The 23770-nt window shown below is 44.1% G+C and carries 23 protein-coding genes; 15 read left to right on the top strand and 8 right to left on the bottom strand.

Annotated features, from left to right (window positions below; genetic code table 11):
• Window positions 1-116 precede the first annotated feature (116 nt).
• The 8 genes from ACM0OZ_RS09410 (at window position 117) to ACM0OZ_RS09375 (ending at window position 8297) form a co-directional block, all read left to right on the top strand.
• Window positions 117-710, top strand: coding sequence for a TetR/AcrR family transcriptional regulator (locus ACM0OZ_RS09410; RefSeq protein WP_414582530.1), 594 nt, complete (start codon window positions 117-119; stop codon window positions 708-710).
• A 16-nt stretch (window positions 711-726) separates the two neighbouring features.
• Window positions 727-2010 carry an ABC exporter membrane fusion protein gene (locus ACM0OZ_RS09405; RefSeq protein ID WP_414582529.1) on the top strand — a complete coding sequence of 428 codons (1284 nt, stop codon included), beginning with the start codon at window positions 727-729 and terminating at the stop codon, window positions 2008-2010.
• A 301-nt stretch (window positions 2011-2311) separates the two neighbouring features.
• Window positions 2312-2674, top strand: coding sequence for a DUF2834 domain-containing protein (locus tag ACM0OZ_RS09400; protein ID WP_414582528.1), 363 nt, complete (start codon window positions 2312-2314; stop codon window positions 2672-2674).
• Between the two features lie 36 nt (window positions 2675-2710).
• A complete protein-coding gene (gene devC / locus ACM0OZ_RS09395) occupies window positions 2711-3877 on the top strand; it encodes an ABC transporter permease DevC (protein ID WP_414582527.1) in 1167 nt (388 codons plus the stop codon).
• 83 nt (window positions 3878-3960) lie between these two features.
• On the top strand, window positions 3961-5031 hold the full coding sequence (locus tag ACM0OZ_RS09390) for an AI-2E family transporter (RefSeq protein ID WP_414582526.1): 1071 nt from the start codon (window positions 3961-3963) through the stop codon (window positions 5029-5031).
• A gap of 40 nt (window positions 5032-5071) precedes the next feature.
• Window positions 5072-5902 carry a class I SAM-dependent methyltransferase gene (locus ACM0OZ_RS09385; protein ID WP_414582525.1) on the top strand — a complete coding sequence of 277 codons (831 nt, stop codon included), beginning with the start codon at window positions 5072-5074 and terminating at the stop codon, window positions 5900-5902.
• A gap of 273 nt (window positions 5903-6175) precedes the next feature.
• The gene (gene iscB / locus ACM0OZ_RS09380) at window positions 6176-7459 is read left to right on the top strand and encodes an RNA-guided endonuclease IscB (protein ID WP_414582573.1); all 1284 of its coding nucleotides are present in this window, start codon (window positions 6176-6178) and stop codon (window positions 7457-7459) included.
• 88 nt (window positions 7460-7547) lie between these two features.
• Window positions 7548-8297 carry a DevA family ABC transporter ATP-binding protein gene (locus tag ACM0OZ_RS09375; RefSeq protein WP_414582524.1) on the top strand — a complete coding sequence of 250 codons (750 nt, stop codon included), beginning with the start codon at window positions 7548-7550 and terminating at the stop codon, window positions 8295-8297.
• A gap of 2 nt (window positions 8298-8299) precedes the next feature.
• On the opposite strand, the gene ACM0OZ_RS09370 is transcribed toward ACM0OZ_RS09375, so the two are convergent.
• Together ACM0OZ_RS09370 and ACM0OZ_RS09365 are read right to left on the bottom strand one after the other, a co-directional pair.
• Entirely contained in the window at window positions 8300-8716 is a 417-nt protein-coding gene (locus ACM0OZ_RS09370) for a hypothetical protein (RefSeq protein WP_414582523.1), read from the bottom strand.
• Window positions 8661-9809 carry an RNA-guided endonuclease InsQ/TnpB family protein gene (locus tag ACM0OZ_RS09365; RefSeq protein ID WP_414582522.1) on the bottom strand — a complete coding sequence of 383 codons (1149 nt, stop codon included), beginning with the start codon at window positions 9807-9809 and terminating at the stop codon, window positions 8661-8663. Before ACM0OZ_RS09365 ends, ACM0OZ_RS09370 begins: the two co-directional genes overlap by 56 nt.
• Before the next feature lie 81 nt (window positions 9810-9890).
• Between ACM0OZ_RS09365 and tnpA the strand changes: the two genes are divergently transcribed.
• The 3 genes from tnpA to ACM0OZ_RS09350 all read left to right on the top strand — a co-directional run bounded on the left by tnpA (window position 9891) and on the right by ACM0OZ_RS09350 (window position 12454).
• Window positions 9891-10310: an IS200/IS605 family transposase gene (gene tnpA / locus ACM0OZ_RS09360; protein ID WP_414582521.1), complete on the top strand. Its 420-nt coding sequence runs from the start codon at window positions 9891-9893 to the stop codon at window positions 10308-10310.
• 399 nt (window positions 10311-10709) lie between these two features.
• Entirely contained in the window at window positions 10710-11867 is a 1158-nt protein-coding gene (locus ACM0OZ_RS09355; protein WP_414582520.1) for an XdhC family protein, read from the top strand.
• Window positions 11849-12454 carry a nucleotidyltransferase family protein gene (locus ACM0OZ_RS09350; protein ID WP_414582519.1) on the top strand — a complete coding sequence of 202 codons (606 nt, stop codon included), beginning with the start codon at window positions 11849-11851 and terminating at the stop codon, window positions 12452-12454. Before ACM0OZ_RS09355 ends, ACM0OZ_RS09350 begins: the two co-directional genes overlap by 19 nt.
• Window positions 12455-12778: 324 nt before the next feature.
• Here ACM0OZ_RS09350 and ACM0OZ_RS09345 read toward each other — a convergent pair whose 3' ends face one another.
• Complete coding sequence (locus ACM0OZ_RS09345) at window positions 12779-14710, bottom strand: xanthine dehydrogenase family protein molybdopterin-binding subunit (RefSeq protein ID WP_414582518.1); 1932 nt, start codon at window positions 14708-14710, stop codon at window positions 12779-12781.
• A gap of 199 nt (window positions 14711-14909) precedes the next feature.
• Here ACM0OZ_RS09345 and ACM0OZ_RS09340 point away from each other — a divergent pair, with 199 nt between their 5' ends.
• Complete coding sequence (locus ACM0OZ_RS09340; RefSeq protein WP_041035271.1) at window positions 14910-15116, top strand: hypothetical protein; 207 nt, start codon at window positions 14910-14912, stop codon at window positions 15114-15116.
• Between the two features lie 536 nt (window positions 15117-15652).
• Window positions 15653-16213, top strand: a complete 561-nt coding sequence (locus tag ACM0OZ_RS09335; protein ID WP_414582517.1) for a methylmalonic aciduria and homocystinuria type D protein — start codon at window positions 15653-15655, stop codon at window positions 16211-16213.
• 22 nt (window positions 16214-16235) lie between these two features.
• On the opposite strand, the gene ACM0OZ_RS09330 is transcribed toward ACM0OZ_RS09335, so the two are convergent.
• Both ACM0OZ_RS09330 and ACM0OZ_RS09325 read right to left on the bottom strand, forming a co-directional pair.
• The gene (locus tag ACM0OZ_RS09330; protein WP_414582516.1) at window positions 16236-17330 is read right to left on the bottom strand and encodes an NAD-dependent epimerase; all 1095 of its coding nucleotides are present in this window, start codon (window positions 17328-17330) and stop codon (window positions 16236-16238) included.
• 102 nt (window positions 17331-17432) lie between these two features.
• Window positions 17433-18497 (bottom strand): potassium channel family protein, encoded by a 1065-nt coding sequence (locus ACM0OZ_RS09325; protein ID WP_414582515.1) that lies wholly within the window; start codon window positions 18495-18497, stop codon window positions 17433-17435.
• A gap of 140 nt (window positions 18498-18637) precedes the next feature.
• Between ACM0OZ_RS09325 and ACM0OZ_RS09320 the strand changes: the two genes are divergently transcribed.
• Window positions 18638-19903: an aspartate aminotransferase family protein gene (locus ACM0OZ_RS09320; RefSeq protein ID WP_414582514.1), complete on the top strand. Its 1266-nt coding sequence runs from the start codon at window positions 18638-18640 to the stop codon at window positions 19901-19903.
• A gap of 170 nt (window positions 19904-20073) precedes the next feature.
• Here the strand turns inward: ACM0OZ_RS09320 and ACM0OZ_RS09315 are convergent, their stop codons facing one another.
• The 3 genes from ACM0OZ_RS09315 to ACM0OZ_RS09305 form a co-directional block, all read right to left on the bottom strand.
• The gene (locus tag ACM0OZ_RS09315; RefSeq protein ID WP_414582513.1) at window positions 20074-21273 is read right to left on the bottom strand and encodes an FUSC family protein; all 1200 of its coding nucleotides are present in this window, start codon (window positions 21271-21273) and stop codon (window positions 20074-20076) included.
• Between the two features lie 19 nt (window positions 21274-21292).
• Window positions 21293-21988, bottom strand: a complete 696-nt coding sequence (gene tsaB, locus ACM0OZ_RS09310) for a tRNA (adenosine(37)-N6)-threonylcarbamoyltransferase complex dimerization subunit type 1 TsaB (RefSeq protein ID WP_414582512.1) — start codon at window positions 21986-21988, stop codon at window positions 21293-21295.
• 137 nt (window positions 21989-22125) lie between these two features.
• The gene (locus tag ACM0OZ_RS09305; RefSeq protein ID WP_041035262.1) at window positions 22126-22374 is read right to left on the bottom strand and encodes a Ycf34 family protein; all 249 of its coding nucleotides are present in this window, start codon (window positions 22372-22374) and stop codon (window positions 22126-22128) included.
• Window positions 22375-22460: 86 nt separating this feature from the next.
• On the opposite strand from ACM0OZ_RS09305, the gene ACM0OZ_RS09300 reads away from it, so the two are divergent.
• A complete protein-coding gene (locus ACM0OZ_RS09300) occupies window positions 22461-23738 on the top strand; it encodes a CCA tRNA nucleotidyltransferase (protein WP_414582511.1) in 1278 nt (425 codons plus the stop codon).
• Window positions 23739-23770 lie beyond the last annotated feature (32 nt).

Here is a 23770-nt window from a genome sequence, read left to right as displayed (position 1 = left end):
CGCTTATAGATACTCTGTTGTGCTTCTAGCTTACATCTTTCTTGGAGGTTGACAACCCAGAAGCAACGATAGTAGAGTTAAAAATAACGAGCGTTCGATATAAATTAATTAGAGAGATGCCGAAGATTGTTGACCATGACCAATACCGCAAAGAACTGCTCAGTAAGTGCTTTGACTTATTCGCCGAGAAAGGCTATGCTGCCATTACCATGCGCCAAATAGCTGAAGGTTTAGGTGTTTCTACTGGAACGTTGTATCACTACTTTCCTAGTAAACAGGCGTTATTTGAGCAATTGGTAGAAGACATATGTGAACGAGATGTATTGCTGGCAAAGGCTGAGTTGGAAGGAAAGCAAACTTTGCCGGAACGGATGGAAGCTTTAGGAAAATTTTTAGCTAAAAACGAAGGTTATTACATTAAGTGGACTTATTTACAAGTTGATTTTTGTCAGCATCAAGACTCTAAAGAAATGCAGGGTAGTAATGCGTTTCAACGTGCAACAGAGCGATATGAACAGGTAGTGTGTGATATTTTAGGCATTCAAGACCGAGTGTTAGCTTGGTTTATTTTTAGTCTGATGGATGGCTTAATCCTTGAGCGACTAATGGATAATGAAATGGTTTCTATTCCTGAACAATTTGCTTTGTTGAGCAAAATGCTAACGGCATATTTAGAAAAACAACTCTCGAATCATACTGCTAACAGCTAATGAGTGAGGAAAATTTATGAATGTTAAGGTATTATCAAAACCTGGGAATCGATGGTTAATTGGGCTAGTTGTAGGTGCAACTGCAATCACAGGTGGAATTGTTTTTTATGGTATTTCTCAGTATGGGATGGTCAGTCAAAAACCCGCACCTGTGGAAACTGCTCCTCCAGTAAAAAAAGTCACAGCATTAGGACGACTAGAACCAGAAGCTGAGGTGGTTAACTTGTCTGCACCTTTAGCATTGGATGGCGATCGCATAGCTCAACTGCTCGTCAAAGAGGGTGAGAATGTAAAAGCTGGACAAGTTGTGGCGCTTCTCGACTCACGAGATAAACTCCAAGATGCTCTATCGCAAGCACAAGAGCAGGTTAAGATGGCTCAAGCCAAACTCGCACAAGTAAAAGCTGGGGCAAAATCCGGGGAAATCTTTGCTCAAAAAGCAACTATTGAGCGGTTGCAAGCACAGTTGCAAAGTGACACAATAGCTCAAGAAGAAGCGATCGCCCGATTGGAAGCGCAGTGGCTAGGCGATAGAACAGCACAAGAAGCAACAATTCGGAGACTTGAGGCGGAACTTAAGAATGCTCAAGCCGAAGATCAACGATATCAGCAGTTGTACAAAGAAGGAGCTGAATCTCGTTCCTTATTTGATAGCAAACGCTTGACTTTAGAAACCGCGCAACAGCAACTCAACGAAGCCAAAGCAGTTCTTAACCGAATTAATACCACTGCTAGCAAACAAGTTCGTGAAGCGAAAGTGGCGCTACAAAGAATTAATGTTACTGGTGTCAAGCAAATTAAAGAAGCCAACGCCACCCTCGACAAGATTGCTGAAGTTCGTCCCGTGGATGTGCAAGCGGCGCAAGCGGAAGTGGATAATGCTGTAGCCGCTGTCAAACGCGCACAAACTGACTTACAACAAGCTTATATCAAGTCACCAATCACAGGAGAGATACTCAAAATTCACACACGAGTTGGAGAAAAAATAAGTGACTCTGGCATTGTGGATCTAGCGCAAACTGAGCAAATGGTTGCTGTCGCAGAAGTTTATCAATCAGACATTGGTAAAGTGAAAACCGGACAAAAGGCAGTTGTTACAGGACAAGCGTTCAACGGAGAATTGCAAGGAACCGTTTCGCTGGTTGGCTTGCAGGTGAACCGACAGAATGTTTTCAGCAATCAACCAGGGGAAAATCTGGATAAGCGAGTCGTCGAGGTGAAAATTCGCCTCACACCCGAAGACAGCAAGCGAGTTGCAGGTTTGACCAACTTGCAAGTGCAGACAGCGATTGAACAGTAAATTTTCTTCGCTAAAAAATATAACGAATGTTCGATATAGATTGGTGTGACAAGGAGGGAACTTCTACAAATGCTTTGCAAAACGTCTCGAATCCGGATTCTTAGGAGAACTTATCCTTGGGCGACTTTGGCAATTACAGCTTATAGACTCAAATGCTTAAACAATGTCAACAGGAATAGAGAAAAAACTCGTTTTTTGATGGCTTACTTCAAGATTGACTTTGCAGGCATTCTATCGCTCATGAATGACATGATTTTTTAAAGTGTACTAAACACATTGTCTCGTAAAAAAAGGTGTCAAAATGCTGAAAGCCACATACTTAATTCTTTGCATTCTAGGTACTGTTTTACCGTATTCACAATTTTTTCCTTTTCTTTTAGAACACGGATTGAATGTGAACCTTGCCTTAGAACAGCTTTTTGCTAACCGAATTTCTGCATTTTTTGGTATGGACGTGTTTGTTTCAGCGCTGATTCTTTTCGTTTTTATATTTGGAGAAGGTTCACGGCTAAAGATGAAAAATTTGTGGGTTTATGTTGCCAGTACTTTGTTAGTTGGTGTTTCTTTGGGCTTGCCTTTGTTTCTCCTCATGCGACAACACAAACTTGAAGAAACAACAGTGAACAACAAGATTCCCGACTTCTTTAAGAAGTCGGGAATCTAAGCCAATGGATTTTCGTATGTCAAGGAGTTTTTTGAAATGTTTCGTAAATGGTTTCGTAGAACGCCGCTGGCATTGCGGCAGGTGATGAAAGAAAAAACTCGTCTAGCAGTGGCAGTGGCAGGTATTGCCTTTGCAGATATGCTGATATTTTTGCAATTAGGCTTTCAAGATGCACTGTATGACAGTGCGACACAGCCCCATCGCCTGCTGGAAGCAGATTTGGTGATGACTAATCCTCAATTACAAACCCTTTTCTCTGTCAAAAGCTTTTCTCGTGAACGACTTTATCAAACGTTGAGTCATGAAGGCGTTCAGTCGGTTAGTTCTGTGTACATAGGTACAGGACAGTGGAAAAATCCAGAAACTCGGATTAACCGCGCCATATTGATATGGGGAATTGAGCCAGAAGCCCCTAGCTTGAATTTGCCAGAGGTGAAGCAAAATGCAACGGATCTTAAACTTTTGAATAGAGTATTGTTTGACCGTGCTGGACGTCCGGAGTACGGGGCTGTAGCCGACGCTGTGCAAAAGCAGGGAACGCTGGAAGCAGAACTTAATAGCCAGAACATTCAAGTCACTGGACTGTTTACCGTTGGTAGCTCATTTACTGCTGATGGTAATGTGATCACGAGTGATTCAACGTTTCTGAAATTGTTTCCAGAACGTCAACCCAATCAGATAGAAGTCGGTTTAATCAAACTCAAACCTGGTTTCGATCCGACGCAAGTCCAAGCACAGCTTGCGAAAGAATTGTCAACAGATGTACGAGTTTTAACACCAGAAGGTTTTGCGGCGGTGGAAAAATACTACTGGGAAAGTCAAGGGACAATTGGATTCATTTTTGGACTTGGTGTGATTGTAGGGTTTATTGTGGGAATCGTAATTGTCTACCAGATTCTTTACAGTGATGTTTCCGACCATTTACCAGAATATGCCACGTTAAAGGCAATGGGCTATAGCGACGGTTATCTTCTCGGTGTTTTGTTTCAAGAAGCATTGCTATTGGCAGCATTGGGCTATATTCCTGGATTTTTGATTGCGATCGCACTCTACCAGTTAACATACGCAGCAACACTGCTACCCGTTGGCATGACGCTTGCCCGTGCAATTATTGTATTTATCATAACAATCATGATGTGCAGCTTTTCTGGGGCAGTCGCGATGCGGAAGTTACAATCTGCCGACCCTGCGGATGTATTTTAGTTTTGGGTAACAAATTGTCTTAAAAAAGAAAGCAAACCCTTTGTTGCCCAGAGTCACACAAATGCTAACAATTTATTCTGTGTATGATTTCTGATAAAAAACTGCCTCGTTGGCTCAACATAGGATTGGCTTTCCCCGTCATTTTTTTAAATGGTTGGCTCATACTCTTACTTTGCCAGTACCTACAGCCCATCGTCAGTATTGTATTTACAGCCAGCCTCGTTGCTTTTTTACTAAACTATCCCATCGTCTTTTTAGAGCAGCAAGGCGTGAAGCGAGGTTGGGCAATAGGGCTAGTGTTGCTTTTTGCGCTATTGCTGTTGGGAGTTTTGGGGTTAGTCCTAGGTCCTTTAGTTTTTCAACAATTGGTTGAGTTTGGCAACCGTGTGCCAGCTTGGATTGAAGCAGGTAAGCAAGAATTACAAACTTGGGATGAGCAGACAGTGTTGCACCAGCTGCCATTTGATGTCAGTGGAATTACGTCTCAGTTGACAAGCAGACTGACTGGAGCAATGCAATATCTCACAGCTCAAATTATTAACGTGACTTTGGATACTATTAATAGTGCCTTAAATCTTGTTTTGACAATAGTTCTGACAATTTTTCTGGTTTTTAACGGGAGAAACCTTTGGGATGGGCTTTTTAGCTGGTTCTCTCCCGAGTGGAATGAGCAGATTCAATTATTCCTGAAGCAAAGTTTTCAAAACTACTTTGTAGGTCAAGCAATGACGGCTTCCATCCTCAGTGGAGTTTTGATACTTGCGTTTTTGGCTCTACAGGTGCCTTTTGGTCTACTATTTGGACTAGGTATTGGGTTTGCAAGCTTAATACCGTTTGGAGGAGTTCTCAGTATTGCATTAATCAGCTTATTAGTCTCGTTTCAAAACATTTGGCTAGGAGTCAAGGTATTGACAGTTGCTGTTGTGCTTGGTCAAATCAACGAAAATGTTGTGGCTCCCCGACTGATAGGAGGTATGACGGGACTCAATCCTGCTTGGGTATTCATCTCTTTATTAATAGGAGCAAAGCTGGCAGGAGTTTTGGGTCTACTTATGGCGGTACCTACGGCTAGTTTTATCAAAAAAACAGCAGATTCTCTACGGAGTTCCAATTCTAGTTTGAAGCTACCAATGGTTTCAACACTTGAGGGTTAATTATGGGTCGATGTGTTTTAGTTGTTCTGGGAGTACCCAAATGGCAAATGATTCGACAAATGCATTAAACAATGAAACTCGTGATGCGTGGAACACTAACGCTTCTGTTTGGGACGCCCGCATGGGTGATGACGGGAACGACTTTCATCAAGTGCTGATTCGTCCAGCAATAGAGAGACTACTTGAGGTAAAACCGGGTACCCGCATTTTGGACATAGGCTGTGGAACTGGGCTGACAACCCGCAGGTTAGCCAGCCTGGGCGCACAGGTGGTAGGAATAGATTTTGCCGAAGAGATGATTGCCTCTGCCCGCAGGAGAACTCAACAGCATGAAACATCAATTGAGTATCACGTTCTAGATGCTACGGATGAGACAGCGTTACTTGGGCTGGGGGAACGCTCGTTTGATGCTGCTGTATCCGCGATGGCACTTATGGACATGGCAGACATTGATCCCCTTTTACAGGCACTGACAAAGTTACTACGACCTGGAGGCTGCTTTGTCTTTGCCGTGATGCATCCTTGCTTCAACAGTACCCACGTCACTATGGCTGCAGAAGTCAAGGATTGCGAAGGTCAGCTTGTGAGTGAATACTCAGTCAAAGTATCTGGGTATCTACAACCCTCCACCACAAAAGGTTTAGCACTTGAAAATCAACCAAAACCACATCTGTACTTTCATCGACCGTTACACGTCCTATTAGGTGGAGCATTCCGTGCTGGGTTTGTGTTGGATGGCTTAGAAGAACCAGCTTTTCCATCTGACCATTCTTCTAACACTCGCTTTTACAGTTGGTCTAACTTTACCCAAATTCCACCTGCGCTTGTTGCTAGGTTGAGATTTTCTGATGAATTGTTACGCAAATCCTAGGCGATTAGTCAATAACCATACAGAACAAACTGTAAGCAACCCCCGACTTGAAGTCGGGGGCTTCAGCAAAAGTTGAAGCCCTAGTTTACCAGACTAAGTACTCCTTTGTACTACGTTCAGAACAAGTGTTAAAGTTCCTACCTACAAATGCGTAGCTAGTTTGTAGCTCTAGAAAATCAAGATTAAACATCTGTAATGGGTTAAGGAAGTGTCTTGATTAAAGTACCGATTCTGAACTTTGTCGAAGCTAACATTACCCGTAAGGAGGGACAATTGTCCAAAGTGTTTGTAATAGATTCAGAAAAAAGACCATTAAATCCAATTCATCCAGCGCAAGCAAGGCAATTATTACGAAACCAAAAAGCAGCGGTTTTTAGACGCTTCCCATTCACTTTGATTCTCAAGGAATTCCGTTCGGATTCTCCTGTGTCACCTTTAAGATTGAAGATTGACCCTGGCGCAAAACATACGGGATTGGCATTAGTCAACGATTCAACTGGTGAAGTAGTTTTTGCAGCCGAATTAAAACATAGAGGCTTTGCTATTAGAGAATCTCTTACTTCAAGGAGGCAATTACGTAGAAGTAGAAGAAGCCGCAAAACTAGATATCGTCAACCCAGGTTTAATAACAGAACACGCTCTAAAGATTGGTTAGCACCAAGTTTGGAAAGTCGGGTTGAGAATATCAAAACTTGGGTTGAGAAGTTGCGCCGATTTGCACCCTTTGGAGCTATCAGCCAAGAATTGGTGCGCTTTGATATGCAGTTGATACGCAACCCAGATATTCAGGGGAAAGAATATCAGCAAGGGACTCTTTATGGTTATGAAACTAGAGAGTACTTACTTCAAAAGTGGAATAGACAATGTGCTTACTGTGGAGTAAAAGACGTTCCACTTCAGATAGAACATATTTATCCCAGAGCAAAAGGAGGTTCAAACTCAATTACAAACCTTACTTTATCTTGCGGAAAATGCAATACAAAGAAAGGGACTAAAGATGTTAAAGATTTTCTCAAAAAAGACCCGACAAGATTAGAACAAATTTTGAAACAAGCTAAAAAACCTTTGGCAGATGCAGCATCAGTAAATACAACTCGATTTGCATTGTTAAATGTTTTGAAATCAACTGGGCTACCTGTAGAAACAGGTTCTGGTGGACTAACCAAGTTTCACAGAACTCAACAAGGTTTGCCCAAAGCTCACTGGTTGGATGCTGCTTGCGTTGGTCAATCAACGCCAATCTTGAACATCAAAGGCATCAAAGTTTTGTTCATTACAGCGAACGGTCACGGAACAAGACAAATATGTCGGACTGACAAATACGGATTTCCAAATCGCTATTGCTCTAGAACTAAGTTTCACTTTGGTTTTCAAACTGGTGACATTGTTAAAGCTGTTGTCGTTAGTGGTAAAAAAGTCGGTCAATATATTGGACGAATTGCAACTCGTGCAACTGGTAGTTTCAACATTTCGACCAAAAACGGATTGGTACAAGGAATTTCTCACAAATATTGTAAACACATCCACAAAAAGGACGGATATAGTTATGCATTTTAGGATAATTGTACGGCGATTAAAATCGCTCGTGTCGCAGTTCCTCCGTGGTCTAAAGACACACGGTTTCCCTGCTCCCGGAGGTTTTTAGATGACAAAAATAACTTCTTCTCATAACTCAATGCACATAGTCACAACTCAACCCGTCATCTGTGCAAGTAACCTCAATCATTACTTTGGTGAAGGTACGCTTCGCAAACAAGCCTTATTTGATATTAACCTAGATATTTACTCTGGCGAAATAGTGATTATGACTGGACCTTCAGGTTCAGGAAAAACAACTTTGTTGACTCTTATGGGAGGACTACGTTCTGCCCAAGAAGGAAGTTTAAAGATTTTAGGACAGGAAATGTGTCGTGCGAGTAAAAAGCAGCTGCGAGATGTTCGCCGTCAAGTTGGCTATATTTTCCAAGCACATAACCTCATGACATTTTTGACAGTGAAAGAAAATGTCCGGATGTCGTTAGAGTTACATGACGAGTTTTTAGATCAGGACATGGATGCTCAAGCAGTTACGATGTTGGAGAGTGTTGGTTTGGGAAATCGTGCAGATTACTACCCAGAGAATTTATCAGGTGGACAAAAGCAACGGGTGGCGATCGCCCGCGCCCTGATTAGTCAACCAAAAATAGTCCTAGCAGACGAACCCACTGCTGCACTCGATAAAAAATCTGGGCGTGATGTTGTGGAATTGATGCAGAAGTTAGCGAAAGAACAAGGCTGTACAATTTTGCTGGTGACTCATGATAACCGTATTCTTGATATAGCCGATCGCATTGTATATATGGAAGATGGTCGTCTCGTCAGCGATGGTGTAGATGCTACCGCTAAAGTCGGTTAAATCTAATAACCCAAGTTGCGGGTTACGCCACCTTGTAAAGATGCTGAGGAAAACATCATATGATTGTAACTAACACAGCTTGGTAGTGAACTACCTACACCGCCGCTTGCGGTCGGTGTAGGCTTCTGGCGTTCCTGAGAACTACCAGAACTTCCTTCTCCCAAGGGGAGACGCTGCGCGAACGAGGTACTATTAGTAGTAGAGTCACCCACTACCGGATTCGCTTTACGGCATTTTATCGTGGGGAACAGTCCCAGCCCCACGCGCTTTATGTTGATGGATGCGTTTACATCGCGGTCAACCCAAAGCGATTCTTTTTCGTCCCAATATTCTCGGATACCGCAATCAATGAAGACAAACTCGTCACGATACGCGAGTAATTGAGATGTGTATGCAGGTTTTACTGCTATTGTCCACACCCGGTGCTTTTGCAGCTATGTATTCTAGAATGGTGAAAAACTGTCCAAACGCAGCATCAGTCCAAGATTTGTTTAACCCAGACTTGGCTGATTGACCATTGGGTAAATACTTCCCGTCTTGATCAAGCTTTGCTTTGTTTCGCTTTGACAAAGCTCTGAGGGTAAGATCTTCGTGTACAAAAACTTTTTTGTTTGTACGCAGCAGTGCGTGAGCAGTCTTGAATGCATGGTCAATCCTAGCCCTGGCAATGCGTTGATGTTCCCGCGCTTCCCGCTTGGCTAGTTTACGACGTGCTTTACTGCCTTTTTTCTTGGCTGATTTGCGGCTAGAAACTTTAGCCAACCTTTTTTCAGACTTTCTGAAAGACTTCAAAGCTGGAAGTTTGGTATTCTCTGAAGTCGCCAAATAATCGTCTTCATGTAGTACCGCATCCAAACCGAGCGTGTTATCCCAAGTTGGAATTACATTATCTGGCGTAAAAACAGGAACATTGGGGTCTTCCAAGCAAATCGTAATGTACCATCCGTCTGAAGAGCTTGTTAGTAAAGCGTTCTTAAGCACAAAACCATTAGGCAAAGGACGATGCAAACGCACCTTCACCCAGCCATTAAGCTTTGAAAAAGACAGGAACAACCAATCTTTTTCGATACGTTCAACGGTTATGGCTTGACCTTCAATCCTCATCGTGCGGTAACGTGCAGCATTTTTAAAGCGTGGTTTCCCACTCCGATTACCATTACTGTCTCCCTTAATGAAGCGAGAAAAAGCCAAGTCTACTCGCTTGGACACATCCTGCAATGTTTGAGACGGTACACGGGTAAAGTCTAGCAACTCTCCAGAATACCCGACTTTGAGCAAATCTTCCTTAAGAATTGGAAGCAGTTTTTTCTGAGAGTAAAAATCAGGATTGTCTCGCAGTTCCGGCAATGAACAGACCAAAGGGCAAGCATTAATGCTGTTGCGGTTATTTTCCCACCAGTCAAACCTGTCTCCCAGTTGCTTGTTGTACCAGTACCTACAAGTTCTCAGCCAGGTATTCAATTCTAGTTTTTGATTAGTGTTTGGATAAGCGCGGTACTGATAATTAAGCAACAGAAGAACTTACCTCCTTATCTCTTGGGCAACGTTGTTATTTTATATTACACTGATTGTATCAGAGTTCCTGAAAAAGATGTGAAAAATGATTTTGTTTCCAAAGGTAGGTCAGTCAGTGACCTTAAGATTCATTTGGTTTTGACAACAAAATATCGCGCCCATGCTATCACTGGCGAGATGTTGAAACGCTTACACGTTATTCTTGAAGATTTATTGGTTAAGTGGGATTGCAAGCTTATTGAATTTAATGGGGAATCTGACCACGTACATGCGCTGTTTCAGTACCATCCAGACTTACAATTAAGCACGTTGATTGGAAATATTAAGTCAACAACATCTCGTAGACTTAGGCAAGAATTTGCAGAACACCTGAGTCGTTTCTATACAAAAGACGTTTTTTGGAATGGGTCGTATTTTGTTGCTAGCTGTGGAGGCGTAACCATCTCGACCTTGAAACAGTACATTGAATCACAAGATCGACCAGAGATAGACAATTAAGGCGCTGTCCCCACTCCCTCAATAACCTGCGGTTATTATTGGTCGGGGGACGCACCTTAATTGTCCGGTCATTCATCCCACCCTGCCCTTCGGGTCAGACGTGGGATGAATGACCGATTAAGCTAAAGAAGAGCAAAGTTTAAAGGGCGTTGCTGAATCTATGTATGAAAAAGATGTCGTGTGATTCCAAACCCTTATAGAGACGTACCATGTGAGTCCAGCGCGCTCTTGGTAGGGTTTCCCGACCCAGGCGACTGGCTCTCCCGTTGGGGTACGTCTCTACACTTGGATTCATACTTCAAATCAGCAATGCCGTTTAAAGAGCATACGGGTAAACACATTCGTGATTTGCCAATCACGGCAAACAAGCTTTTGTGATACGAGGATTATTCTTACCACATGAAAGAATTACAGAGCATTATCAAAACCTTCAAGCAATGCAAACAAAGCGGTCAACGTACTGCCCTCGCTACTGTCGTTAAAACCAGTGGTTCAGTTTACCGTAAACCAGGGGCACGTATGTTGATGACTGATGACGGTCAAATGATTGGTGCCATCAGTGGTGGTTGCTTGGAGAGTAATGTCTTTGAACAAGCACAAACCCTAATGTTTTACTCAGGCACTCCAACAGTGGTAAAGTATGATACAAGTTCTAGTGACGATATTATCTGGGGCTTCGGTCTAGGCTGTAATGGAGTTGTGTCTGTGCTGATTGAATCCTTGGATGATGTGGAAGCAAGCAGTCAACTGGAATTCATCGCCGACTGTTTTGAGCAAAATCAACAAGGAGTCGTTGCAACTGTCTTTCGGGTAGAGGGAAAAAACCAAGTCCAAGTTGCTTCTCGTCTGTTTCTAAAACAAGATGGCACTATCATCAACGGGATAGAAGACAATCAGCTTGCCCACAAGGTACAGGAGGATGCTCAACGGGCGCTACATAATAAATGCTCACGTATTGAATCTTACTTACTTGTCAATGGTATTGCTGAAGTGTTGTTTGAGGTGATTCAACCACCTCTTTCTTTGCTTATATTTGGTGCAGGTCACGATGCTATTCCAGTCGTCCACTTTGCTAAACAACTTGGTTGGCATACTACAGTCATTGATAATAGACCAGGTTATACAACAGGCGATCGCTTTCCTGTTGCAGATAGAATTATTTTCTGCAATCCAGAACACCTTGAGGCACATTTGACCTTCAATCCACGCATGGTAGCAGTGTTAATGACTCACAAATATACACATGATTTAGCACTGCTGCCAATTCTACTTTCCTCTGGGTTGCCTTACGTGGGTCTTTTAGGACCGAAAACTCGACGAGAGCGATTACTGCAAGACTTACAAGCATCTGGATTCATTCTCACACCAGACCAGTTACAACGTCTTTACAGTCCAGTTGGTCTTGACATCGGCGCTGAGACTCCAGAAGAAATTGCCCTTTCCATTGTGGCTGAAATTCAAGCTGTTATTGCCAATCGTTGTGGTAATTCACTTAGACAACGCGCTGGAGCTATTCATTCTCAGGATGAGGAGGTTAAATGTCTGGTATCGGTCTAATCATACTGGCAGCAGGTGCATCCACCCGAATGGGGACACCCAAGCAATTGCTGAAGTATAAGCAGCATAGCTTACTGCGTCACATGGTTGAGCAAGCGATCGCCTCAGTCTGCAAACCCATCATTGTTGTGTTAGGGGCGTATGCTGAACGTATTAGACCGGAGATAGAGTCATTTAATGCACATATTGTCGAAAATTTAGACTGGTCTGATGGGATGAGTCGCTCAATTCAAGTTGGCATAGAAGCTTTGAATATTGTTAATCCAAATGTAGAAGCTGCTGTGCTAATGCTATGTGATCAGCCGTTTGTCTCCACCCAAATTATCAATCAGCTTGTTGAAGTTTACCAGACTACAAATCAAAAAATTGTCGCATCAGAATATACAGGAATTTGGGGTGTACCTGCGTTATTCAACTGCCACTTATTCCCAAAACTTACTATGCTCAGTGGTGCTGCTGGTGCTAGACAGGTGATTAAAGAACATATTCAAAAGGTTGTAAGTATTCCTTTTCCAGAAGGTGCGATTGACCTTGACACGCTCGAAGACTATGAGCAGTTTCAAAGGATGAAAAGCAATATCATTTAACTCTTAAGATGCACATTTCATAACGCTTACATAGCAAGGCTTTCAGAAAATGAAGAAAAATGTGCTTTTTTCATTTGTTGCTAGCCTGGAGCATTATAAATATAGTAAGAGCGTCCCGCCCGTTCTGGATTCACAGGCGGGCAGTATCCCACAATTACAATAACTTATCCGGTGTAATAGGTAGATTGCGGATGCGCTTACCTGTAGCATGGTAAACAGCATTACCAATTGCGGATGAAACACCAGTAATGCCTATTTCACCAAGAAAGAATCATCCGCTACTAATCATTCGTCAGAATATTGAACGCGTTTTCTCGTTATGAATCAAGAGTTCTGGTTTCTGAGTATTGGTCTGAAGCCCCCGAATTTATTCGTGGAAAAAAAAGAAAGTTTTTCCATTCTTAAATCCCCCGGATTCCCCTTGTGGGGATATCCTCGCGCTGCGGTTCTGTGTTCTGCATTCTTCTTAACTACACCCCTGACACCCGCTGGATTAAAGTTGAGGTCAGGTTCGCCAACGAAAGCAACCTCAATGCGAGGAATATCCGCGTGTGCGGGAAAGTGATAGGTAGCAAAGTCATAAACCACCGGATAGCCGATATTTGGGTCAAGGTGGCTCTCTTCCATCAAAGCTTGCCCAATCCCCATGATCACGCCGCCCCGCACCTGAGACGCGGCAGTTTTAGCGTTGATAACGCGCCCAATATTCATTACGGATACCCAACGCGTCACCTGTAGGCGTCCAATTTCTTCATCTATACTGACTTCACAAAAATGCGCCCCCCAAGATTGAAACGCCCATTTCTTTCCTTCCTCACCTGGTGCTGAAGATGCTGTTGCCTCAACAGCAGCCCGCCCGGATTGACGGAGGTTGGCAAACACTTCCTCAGCAGTCTTGGCTTTGGCAGTTTTCAGAACCTCCTGACAGGCAGACATGACTGCAGGAAGGAGGGATGCTGTCATCATGGAACCACCTGCTAAGCCGCCATCTGGTAGTAAGGAGTCACCAATATCTACCCGCACTTTTTCTACAGATAGCCCCAAAACTTCTGCGGCGGTGGAGGCGACAATCGTATACGCACCAGTACCCATATCATTCGCTGCAGTCAAAACATGTGCTGTACCATCTGGTAGCAACCGTACCTTCGCGGATGCTGCACGCCTGAGACCAGGGAAAGTTGCCCCTGCCATTCCCCAACCGATCAGTTTACCATTACGTGTTAGCGATCGCACTTGTTTTGGTCTGTCTTTCCAACCAAATTGCTCTGCACCAAAGCGCAAACATTCAGAGAATGCTTTGGCTGAAAATGGCAACTCTTGACGCTGGTGTTCCTTAGTTTCATTTTTCAACCGCAGTTCCACAGGGTCAATATTGAGTTTCCAAGCCAGTTCGTCCATTGCTGACTCCAATGCCCAAAGACCGGGATTTTCTCCTGGTCCTCGCATAAATGTTGGTGTCCCGATGTTTATCGCCGCCACTTCTTGCTTCAACCGGATATTTGGCGTAGCATACATGACTGGAGTAATCCCCGTACAAGGTTCAGTAAAAACTTCAACTGGTGATGTACAAGATTTAACATCATGTTCAACAGACATGAGGTTACCATCAGCAGTGGCTGCCAAACGGATAGTTTGCTCGGTTTCAGAACGGTGTCCTGAATTTGCGGTCATCTGCGCTCGTGTCAGGACGACTTTGAGGGGGCGTTGGAGTTGGCGAGCAACAGCAGCACAGAGAATACCGTGAGGCCAGGGAAAGACTTTAGAACCAAAAGCTCCTCCAATAAAGGGGGTAACAATACGCACCCGCTCTGTTGGGAGTCCAAAAAGTTCTGCATAAGTACGCTGAGTACCCATGACCCACTGGGACGGTTCGTAAATTGTCAGAGAGTCGGAACCTTGCCACTGAGCAATGGTAGCATGAGGTTCCATGGGCGCGTGCAATTCGGTGGCAGTTTTGTAGGTCACTTCCATCTTTGCTGTTGCACTTGCCATTCCTGTGGTAAAGTCTCCCTTTTCAAACTTCAGCTCCTCACCAGACTGGGGTGGGGCTTCTTTGAAAGTACCCTTTGTCAGATCTACAAGGGGCTTCTGAGTTGCGTATTCAACCTTCACCAACTGTGCTGCATGACGTGCTCGTTTAAAGGTATCTGCTACTACCAAGCCAATGATTTGTCGTGCATAATGAACTTTATCATCAGATAATGGTAAACGAGCCTCTTGACATCCTCCCCGCCCAAGAATGTGCGGGGATTCCAAGAATCACTTCTTGGGCTTTCTGTTTCTACGAGTTGACTTGCTTGAAGGAGTTTCCTCACTCAAGTATAGCAAAACTTCCTTCAACTTCTAAGCAAATCTAATCATCTATAGTCAATTGTTCCAATTTTGGTGCAGGTAATTTAGCTATTCTAGGATGGCATATTGCTTTTTCAGCTTGAGTTCTTGGGGAGAATAAGTCATGACTATTTGGGTAAATGAACAAATTGATTCATCCGGCATGATTCATGCTTGTATTGCTTGCTGTAACGAGTCTCAAGCCAAAGATTGCCATCAGTCCTTTGAGCAAAATTTGACTGAAGAGCAAAAGGCATGGGGTTGGGTGGCGCGATTGCGGACGGTCAATTCTTGGGATGACGTTCCAGTCAATGCTTTAAAGCTGGATTAAGAGTTATATTCGTTCCTTAGGGTATGGAGAAAAAAAGAATTCTTTCCTTGCCAAATAGAACATATTTTATTTGTGGGGACGCAACTGTATTGTGCGTTCTTCTTAATTTTTACTTTCTTTTACCGATTCCTATAGGGGCGCAAGCCACTGCGCCTCTACTGCCTTAGTTTCTATAGCGCAACTCAATTGAATGAAGTAATTATAAATCTCGTGTCCACTCCCCTCATTCCCCCTTACAAGAGGGGGGGGAAGACAGAGGAAAAACTTTTATTTATTGTCCCATGAGTAGTTCATTATTTCTTTGGTGTACCTTACTCCGGGTTGCAAACCCCTATATTGGCACAAGCACAGCAGCTAGATCAGAATATGAGCGAAGATAAGGTTAAAGAAATATTAAGAAAATAATATAGTATTAGAAAAGCTTCAAATAAACTAATCTATTATGGAAAATAGATGTGTTTGTTGACTATTTAAGAGTTATCATCGGTACAAAAGATGAATTGAAAAAAAAACTTGTAAAAAACAAAGAAAGTTGAGTGAACTATCCAACAGTTTACACTGCTCTTCCAGGCTCTCCCATCCATTTGGTTGGCAAAACGGGACAAGCTGTTCAAATTTCAATTCATTCTCCTAGTCAGTATATCTGTGCCAACCGCGAGCAGATATTACCAGATTGGAAAAAACAGGTTTCTTTGTGGGTCGTGATTGTTTTACAGCAATCAGGATATGAATTAGTGGAAAGTACCCCGGAAATTGAGACAGAAAAAGAACGGTTGCGGGAAAAGTTTATGAGATTTGGTTGTGATGTTGCCTTTAATCTGCGCGATCGCAACTATTTAACAGACGTGATCGACCCCCGCACAGGCTATCCTTTGCTTTCGCGTCCGGGGAAAATTTTGCACGACGACACTGCAGCTGTGAAAGCTTTACTGCGCTACCCAGTCATTCAAAACAAATGCCGCGTGCTCATCCATCCCAGTTGGGGAATGGCAGTTTATCCCGGCATTTTGATCTCACAAGCTCCCCCATTCTTGATCGAATGGGTGATCAAGAGCATAGCTCCCTTGCATGGTTGGAAAATGAAGACTGAAGACTGAAGAATAATAAAGGATGAAGACTTCATAATTTTTTGTACTCTTGATACCATTGCACAAAAGAATTTATACCTTGCTCAAGGGGAGTACTGGGCTTAAATCCAACATCACGCATCAGGTCATCTACATCAGCATAAGTTGCAGGAACATCTCCCGGTTGCATTGGTAATAGGTTTTTCACTGCTTTCTTGCCAAGCGCCTTTTCAAGCACCTCAATAAACGTCATCAATTCCACAGGATTATTGTTACCGATGTTGTAAAGTTTGTAACGGGCATTGCTGTTCGCTGTGTTGGATTCAGGTGGTTTGAGCATCACCCGGAAGACGCCCTCAACGACATCGTCAATATAGGTAAAATCTCGCTGCATTTTGCCGAAGTTGTAGACATCTATGGGCTTACCTTCTTCTATCGCTTTCACGAATTTGAAATACGCCATGTCGGGTCTTCCCCAAGGACCATAAACTGTAAAAAAGCGCAGCCCGGTTGTCGGAATTTGGTAGAGATGACTATAAGTATGGGCAATCAGTTCATTTGCTTTTTTGGTTGCAGCATACAGCGAAATCGGGTGGTCAACATGATCGCTGACGGCGAAGGGAACTTTGGTATTGACACCATAAACAGAACTTGAGGAAGCAAATACCAAGTGCTTGATTTGACTTTGGCGGCATGCTTCTAAAAGATTCACAAAGCCTGTAACATTGCTATCTAAGTAAGCCCAAGGATTTTGTAAAGAGTAGCGCACGCCTGCTTGGGCAGCAAGGTGAACGACATAGTCAAAGGTGTATTCTTGAAAGAGTTGAGCAATCTCAAGGCGATCGCCCGTATGTTGCCGAGCCTGTTCTTCCAGAACAGGCTCCCCCAAAGCAGAGCTTGGTTGGGCAACAGGGCGCGCTTCGCGATCGCCGTCTGGGCGCGCCCCTTTGGGACGATCGCTCAACTCTAAAAACTGAAACGTAAACCCCGGCTGCGGGTGAAGCTGCGCCAAACGAGCTTTTTTTAGGTTGACATCGTAATAGTCATTCAAATTGTCAACGCCTATGACCTCGATTCCTTCTTGTAAAAGACGCTGTGCTAAGTGATAACCAATAAATCCAGCAACACCAGTAACCAGTACCCTCATCGTTAACACCACTCAAAAGTCCATAATAGACATCATATTCATTGCGCGAAGTATACGTGTGCTGTTTAGCATCTATGATCATAAACAACACTATAGATTGGACTAACCCTTACGAGGTCGGCGCAATTTCTTAGAACGAATAGGTCCTAAAACTTGGTTGAGTGCACGCAGTTGTTCAGCTGTCCCCATAGCGATCAGAACATCTCCCGGCAAAAATACCGTATCAGCTGTAGGACCACCGATAAGTTCGCCATTGGCGCGGCGAATGGCAAGCAGCAGTGCACCCGTTTGCGCTCGTAATTGTGCCTCTCCTAAAGTTTGACCCACAAAAGGACAAGTCGCGGGGTCTAGCAAAAATTCTTCCATGTATAACTGTCGGTCTGTACCTGAGATAATGCCATCTACAAAGTCCATCACTTGGGGTCGCAGAGCTGCTGCTGCCATGCGCCTTCCGCCAGTGATGTAGGGAGAAATGACGGCATCTGCACCGGCACGTTGTAATTTTTGCAAAGCTTCCTCTGTGCTGGCGCGGGCGATCGCCCTAATCTTTGAATTCAGTGTTTTTGCTGATAATACTATATATAAATTTTCAGCATCTGAAGGAAGCGCCGCGACGATACAAATTGCCCGTTCAATACCAACTTTAAACAATGTTTCATCCAGAGTCGCGTCTCCTTGGCATACAACGTAACCTTGAGCTTGGGCGATTTGTACAGATTCCAAACGCGAGTCAATAATGACAAAAGGAACGCCTTCTGCCCGAAATTCTATGGCAATTTGGCGACCTGTCCGGCTAAATCCACAGATGATATAGTGTTCCGCTAAGGATTCCATTAAGCGCCTCTGTTGTCGTATGATAATCTCGTGCTGAAAGTAACCTTGGATGACAGCTTCCGTGAATCTGTTCACAATGTAACCAATACTGATAACTCCCATCAAAATCAAGGCGATGGTAAACAATCTTCCTCTCGGTCCTAGCGGTTGGGTTTCACCGTAGCCAACAGTCGCCAACGTGATGACGGTCATGTAAGCTGCGTCCTCCCAAGACCAACGCTCCACAAATCGATACCACAAAGTGCCAATGAGGAAGACACCAGCAAGGGCGGTAATCCCCGCCTTTAACTCTTGCTTGATACGTTGATATTTTTGCTCAAGTGTTGAGTACACAGTTTTTTTTCGATCACCACTCGTTTGAGAATATCTGAGTGCTAGCTTAATATGAAGTTTGTAAGAAGATTTTTTTCCAGATTCTCATAGAAACCACCAACCAACGATAAGATGACAAGTTTTTAGGAGTTAAGTCAGTAGTGAGCATACAAACTCTGGTTGAACAAGCGACGATAGCGTCTAGCCCCTTTGAAACAGATAGTTTCAATCAAGTTGTCATGTCCACCTACGCACGGTTTCCCATAGCCCTAGAACGGGGCGCTGGATGCCGTGTTTGGGATACGCAGGGGCGGGAATATCTCGACTTTGTGGCTGGAATTGCCACTTGCACTCTCGGACACGCCCACCCTGCTTTCGTAGAAGCAGTGACACGGCAAATACAGAAGCTACACCACGTTTCTAATTTGTACTACATCCCTGAGCAGGGAGAGTTGGCAAACTGGATAGTGCAGCATTCCTGCGCGGATCGCGTATTCTTCTGCAACTCCGGGGCAGAAGCCAATGAAGCCGCAATTAAACTGGTGCGAAAATACGCACATACAGTGCTACAAATTGAAAAACCAATCATTTTAACGGCACGCGACAGTTTCCACGGAAGGACTTTGGCAACAATTACCGCTACAGCTCAACCGAAGTATCAAAAGAACTTTGAACCTTTGATGCCTGGTTTCCACTATGTCCCTTACAACGATATTGGTGCGGTAGAAGCGGCGATTAGCGAACTCGATGAAGGCGATTACCGGGTAGCGGCAATTTTGATAGAACCATTGCAGGGGGAAGGCGGCGTACGACCAGGGGATCTTGCCTACTTCCAAAAGCTGCGGCAGATTTGCAATGAAACTGGCGTTTTGCTGATCTTTGATGAAGTGCAAGTCGGTATGGGACGCAGCGGCAAGTTATGGGGTTACGAGTGCCTTGGCGTTGAACCGGATATTTTCACCAGCGCCAAGGGGTTGGGCGGTGGTATCCCGATAGGGGCAATGATGTGCAAATCATTCTGCGATGTTTTCCAGCCAGGAGAGCATGCCAGCACCTTTGGCGGAAATCCTTTTGCGTGCGGAGTTGCTCTCACCGTTTGCCAAACTTTGGAACGGGAGAACATTTTGCAAAATGTACAGGATCGGGGTGAACAGTTGCGAGATGGTTTGCGGGCGATCGCAGCAAAATACCCCAATCACATCACCGAAGTACGTGGTTGGGGTTTGATCAATGGTTTGGTGTTGAACTCAGATACCCAGTTAACAGCGGCGGAGGTTGTCAAAGCTGGGATAGATGAAGGTTTATTGCTCGTTCCCGCTGGTCCCAAGGTTGTACGATTTGTACCACCCTTGATTGTGACACAGGTAGAAGTAGAACAGGCGTTGCAAGCTGTGGACAAGGCAATGGCAGCTGTGACAAAAGAATGAAGAAACAAGAAACAAGAGAGAAGAATAAATTCTTCTCTCTTGTTTCTTTTGGGGAATGATTAATTCAATTACAGTGTTGAGAGCAGAAACTCTACTCATGTTGGTGCAAACCTGCTTGAGCAACTTTCGACGTTGAGCCTAGAATCCCACGGCTTATAGCCGTGGGAGTGTCAAGAATTAGAGAGCGTATCTGCCATTCTTTGCAGTTTTCTACCGACTTCTTCCATCGTGTAGAAGAACGTGAAAAACCTCAGTAACTCATCGATAGGATCATCTTGCATCTGTATTCCTTGCAAGTGATTGAATTGCTCCGTTGCATTCGTGAGTGCAACTTCTATCTCTGGTAAAGATAAATGGGATTTATGCGACTTAACAGTATGTGCCAAGACGAGCATCGCACTTCTGGTTTCCTGTGCTAGTTGGGTAAGTTGGGGTGAGAGCATCTGCCAGAAGGTGTCCTGTTGGCGGACAATTACAGTATGTTCCATTGTCAGGATATGCTCCCAAATCCTTCGGATTAAGAACTCCCAAGCTTCATTTACCTGCTTTTCTGGTGGTTCACGAGTTTGTCCCTGTCTGACTTCCTTCCATAGTTCCCGCCCTTTCTGTAATGAACTAATAATAGTGCCTTTTATCGCCTCCGCTTTCGGGCGCTCATAGTTTCCTGTCAACGCACCATCCACAACCAATCCGTAAAACTGCTCCAAACTCACCAACGTTTGCGACAAACAACGCCTTAGTTCTGAGCCAGCAGAGGCGGGAAAGACGAAGTTGTTGACCAACAGTGCTACACCAATGCCCAACAGAGTTTCTAGAAATCTACCCCAAGCGTACAACCAGGGAGACTGGTTGTGAGTCAAAATGACAATTGCCGACACATACCCCGCTAACTTTGCCGCCTCATTAAATTTCCAGTAGTTGGCAAGAAAGATAGTCAGGAACACACTGATTCCCAACGACCAGGGATTGTTACCTAGGGTAGCGCTAAAGATTGCGCCACCAATGGCACCGATCACCGTTCCAATCAACCGTTGAATCCCCAGTCTCAAAGTGCTGCCATGCGTCGATGACATCACAATAATGGCTGCTATAACTGCGTAGAAAGGATACTCCCATTGCAACCACTGAGCAATGACCAAAGAGATTGCAGATGCTAGTCCCATTTTTAGTGCCATCTTGGCTAGCATCCCATTGGGAGAACAAGCCCAATTGTTCAATGCTGTGATGATTGTTTGTTTGGGCAATTTCTGCTGGCTTGTAGTTTGGCTATCCGGAGAGGGAAGAGTGTTATTGGGTTTTACCATATCTACAAGGTAAAAGAAGGAGTTAGGAAATCCAACACAGACTAATACCACATGGTTTTTGACCATTAGTATTTTATGCTGGTTTTCAAATCTCCACAGGATGTTGCCCGTAAAATGGTAATGCTTCTGACCAGTTAGGACGCTGCCCTCGTTGCCAGTCTAGATATGCGAGTTGCAACACGTTTGTCACTGTCGCTGCTAATCCGGATTTTGCTTCAATAAGTTGATAATCTGTGTCCCAGCTAGCTAATTTTTCCTGCCATGCTTCTGGTGTCATCACAGTATCTGGTAGTAAAACCTTAAGTTCAGAAGCATCTGGTGTGGGTTGATAAATAGCCCCGAAAACTTGACCTCGTTGGGCGGGCATTTGTACAGCTATGGCACTTTCTGACTGAAATCGCCTCCCCGTTGACGGCGAGGAGGTTTGGGGGGTGGGGTCAACAACGTGTGACCACGCCATAGCTGCCAAAGTAGAAATGGCAAATACAGGAATGCCTAGTTGTTGCCCCAAAGTGCGGGCGGTGACAACGCCAATCCGAGTTCCAGTAAAACCTCCTGGTCCGTTTGCTACGGCAATAAACGCCAAGTCTGCCCAAGTTTGCGGTTTAATAAATTCAACTAAATATTGATGCAAATGACTGGATAGTTCACGATCTAAATCCCAAACTTGAGAACGGCTTTCGGCAGCAAAGTTACTCATTGCCAAACCCAATTCACGAGTTGTGGTGTGTAGTGCCAGTGCGTATTGCGTTGGTTGGAGATTTGCTAATTGAGTGGTCAAGCTATTTTTAATATTGGTTTTTTTATAACGTCTTGTATTTTAAAGCATCTTTCTGCGTTAAATTAAACATAAAAATAATCACGACTACCACACTAAACAGCAGTAGCCGCGTTTAACATACACAACACAACTCATGCTCAAGTTGGCACCAACTCACCAGGACGTAACTTCGACCACTTACCCATTTCACGCTTAAAGCTGAGACATCCTACAACATCCCATTCCATTTCAATCACATCGTCTCGCGTACGGATGTTGACATTGATGGAGGGTTCATTCGGCTCAAAATTTGGCGTTTCGGTCAAGTGAGGTTGTTGGTGCTGGGTTTCTACCGCATGGTAGGTGATACAGCGGTCTACATAGTGGCAATTTACACAAACACACATAATTCAACCAACTCCGGGGACCTTTATTGATAATCTAGCTTAAGCGCCATTGTTATTCACTAGTCGCTGGGTTTATTTTTATTACGATGGACTGTTCAGTTCCTTCTATGCTTTCGCCAGAAAATTGGCCTTTTAGTTTGGAATTATTGCCACAACCTGCATACATGGTAGGTGGTGCTGTGCGGGATGCGATTTTAGGAAAGACTCGCGAGTACTTGGATCTGGATTTTGTTCTACCATCTGATGCGGTGAAGGTAGCTCGTAAAATAGCGACACATTACAAAGCTGGTTTTGTGTTATTAGATCCACAACGACAAATTGCTCGTGTTGTGTTTCCCCACGCTACAGCAGATTTTGCACAAGCTGAAGGCAATAGCTTAGAAACAGACTTGCATAGGCGGGATTTCACAGTAAATGCCATAGCATACAATCCCCACACTCAAGAAATCATTGATCCCTTGCAAGGCTATAATGACCTGCAACAGCGTCTTTTGCGAATGATATCACCTGCTAACTTGGAAGACGATCCCTTGCGGTTAATGCGGGCATATCGCCAAGCTGCTCAACTCGGTTTTACAATTGAGCCAGAGACTCAGGCAGTAATTCGCTCTTTAGCTTCACACATCACAAAAGTTGCCCCTGAAAGAGTGCGGGTAGAATTAGGGTATATGCTGGCAAATGCTCAAGGGAGTTCCTGGATTGCAAGTGCTTGGGAAGATGGTTTAATTACTCCTTTCTTTAAATACGCCACAAAAGAAAGTGTGAGTTTATTGGCGATGGTTGACTCTTCTGCTTCTCAACTGGCGGAAATTTGGCAGCAATTTGGAGTGGAACTTGCCCAATATGTACGCGATACCGTCAAAACCACTTGGTTGGCAATAGCTAAACTTGCAACTCTAGTCAACCCGGAACCAGAAACAGCCCAAATAGAGTTGGTGGAACTCACCTATAGTCGTGCAGAAATAAAAGCGGTAACTACCGTTTTAAGGTTGTTACCGCAACTGAAAACACCCCTGATGTCTTTGCGAGAACAATATTTCTTATTTCAAGAAGCGGGATTTGTTTTTCCAGCGATCGCCACTTTAGCAGTCGCACACACCATATCAGTAGAGGCGATATCTAACGACAACGCTCTAGATATGTACGCACCCTTAATCACCCGCTACCTTAACCCTGATGATCTGGTTGCTCATCCCACAGCTTTACTTAGTGGGGAAGATCTAATGTTAGCACTGAACATTCCTGCTTCGCCACTAGTCGGTCAACTCCTTACAGAAATTGCCGTGGCGCAGATTGAGGGGAAAATTTCCACACAAGAACAAGCGATAGAGTTTGCAGCTGGGTTATTAAAGATTAGGGATTAGGGATTAGGGATTAGGGTTTGAAACTGTAACTT

Source organism: Scytonema sp. PCC 10023, from assembly GCF_963920835.1.
In the GTDB taxonomy this organism is placed as follows: Bacteria; Cyanobacteriota; Cyanobacteriia; order Cyanobacteriales; family Nostocaceae; genus Kalymmatonema.
Note: the sequence above shows the minus strand (reverse complement) of the source record. Positions and strands in the feature narration are given on the sequence as shown.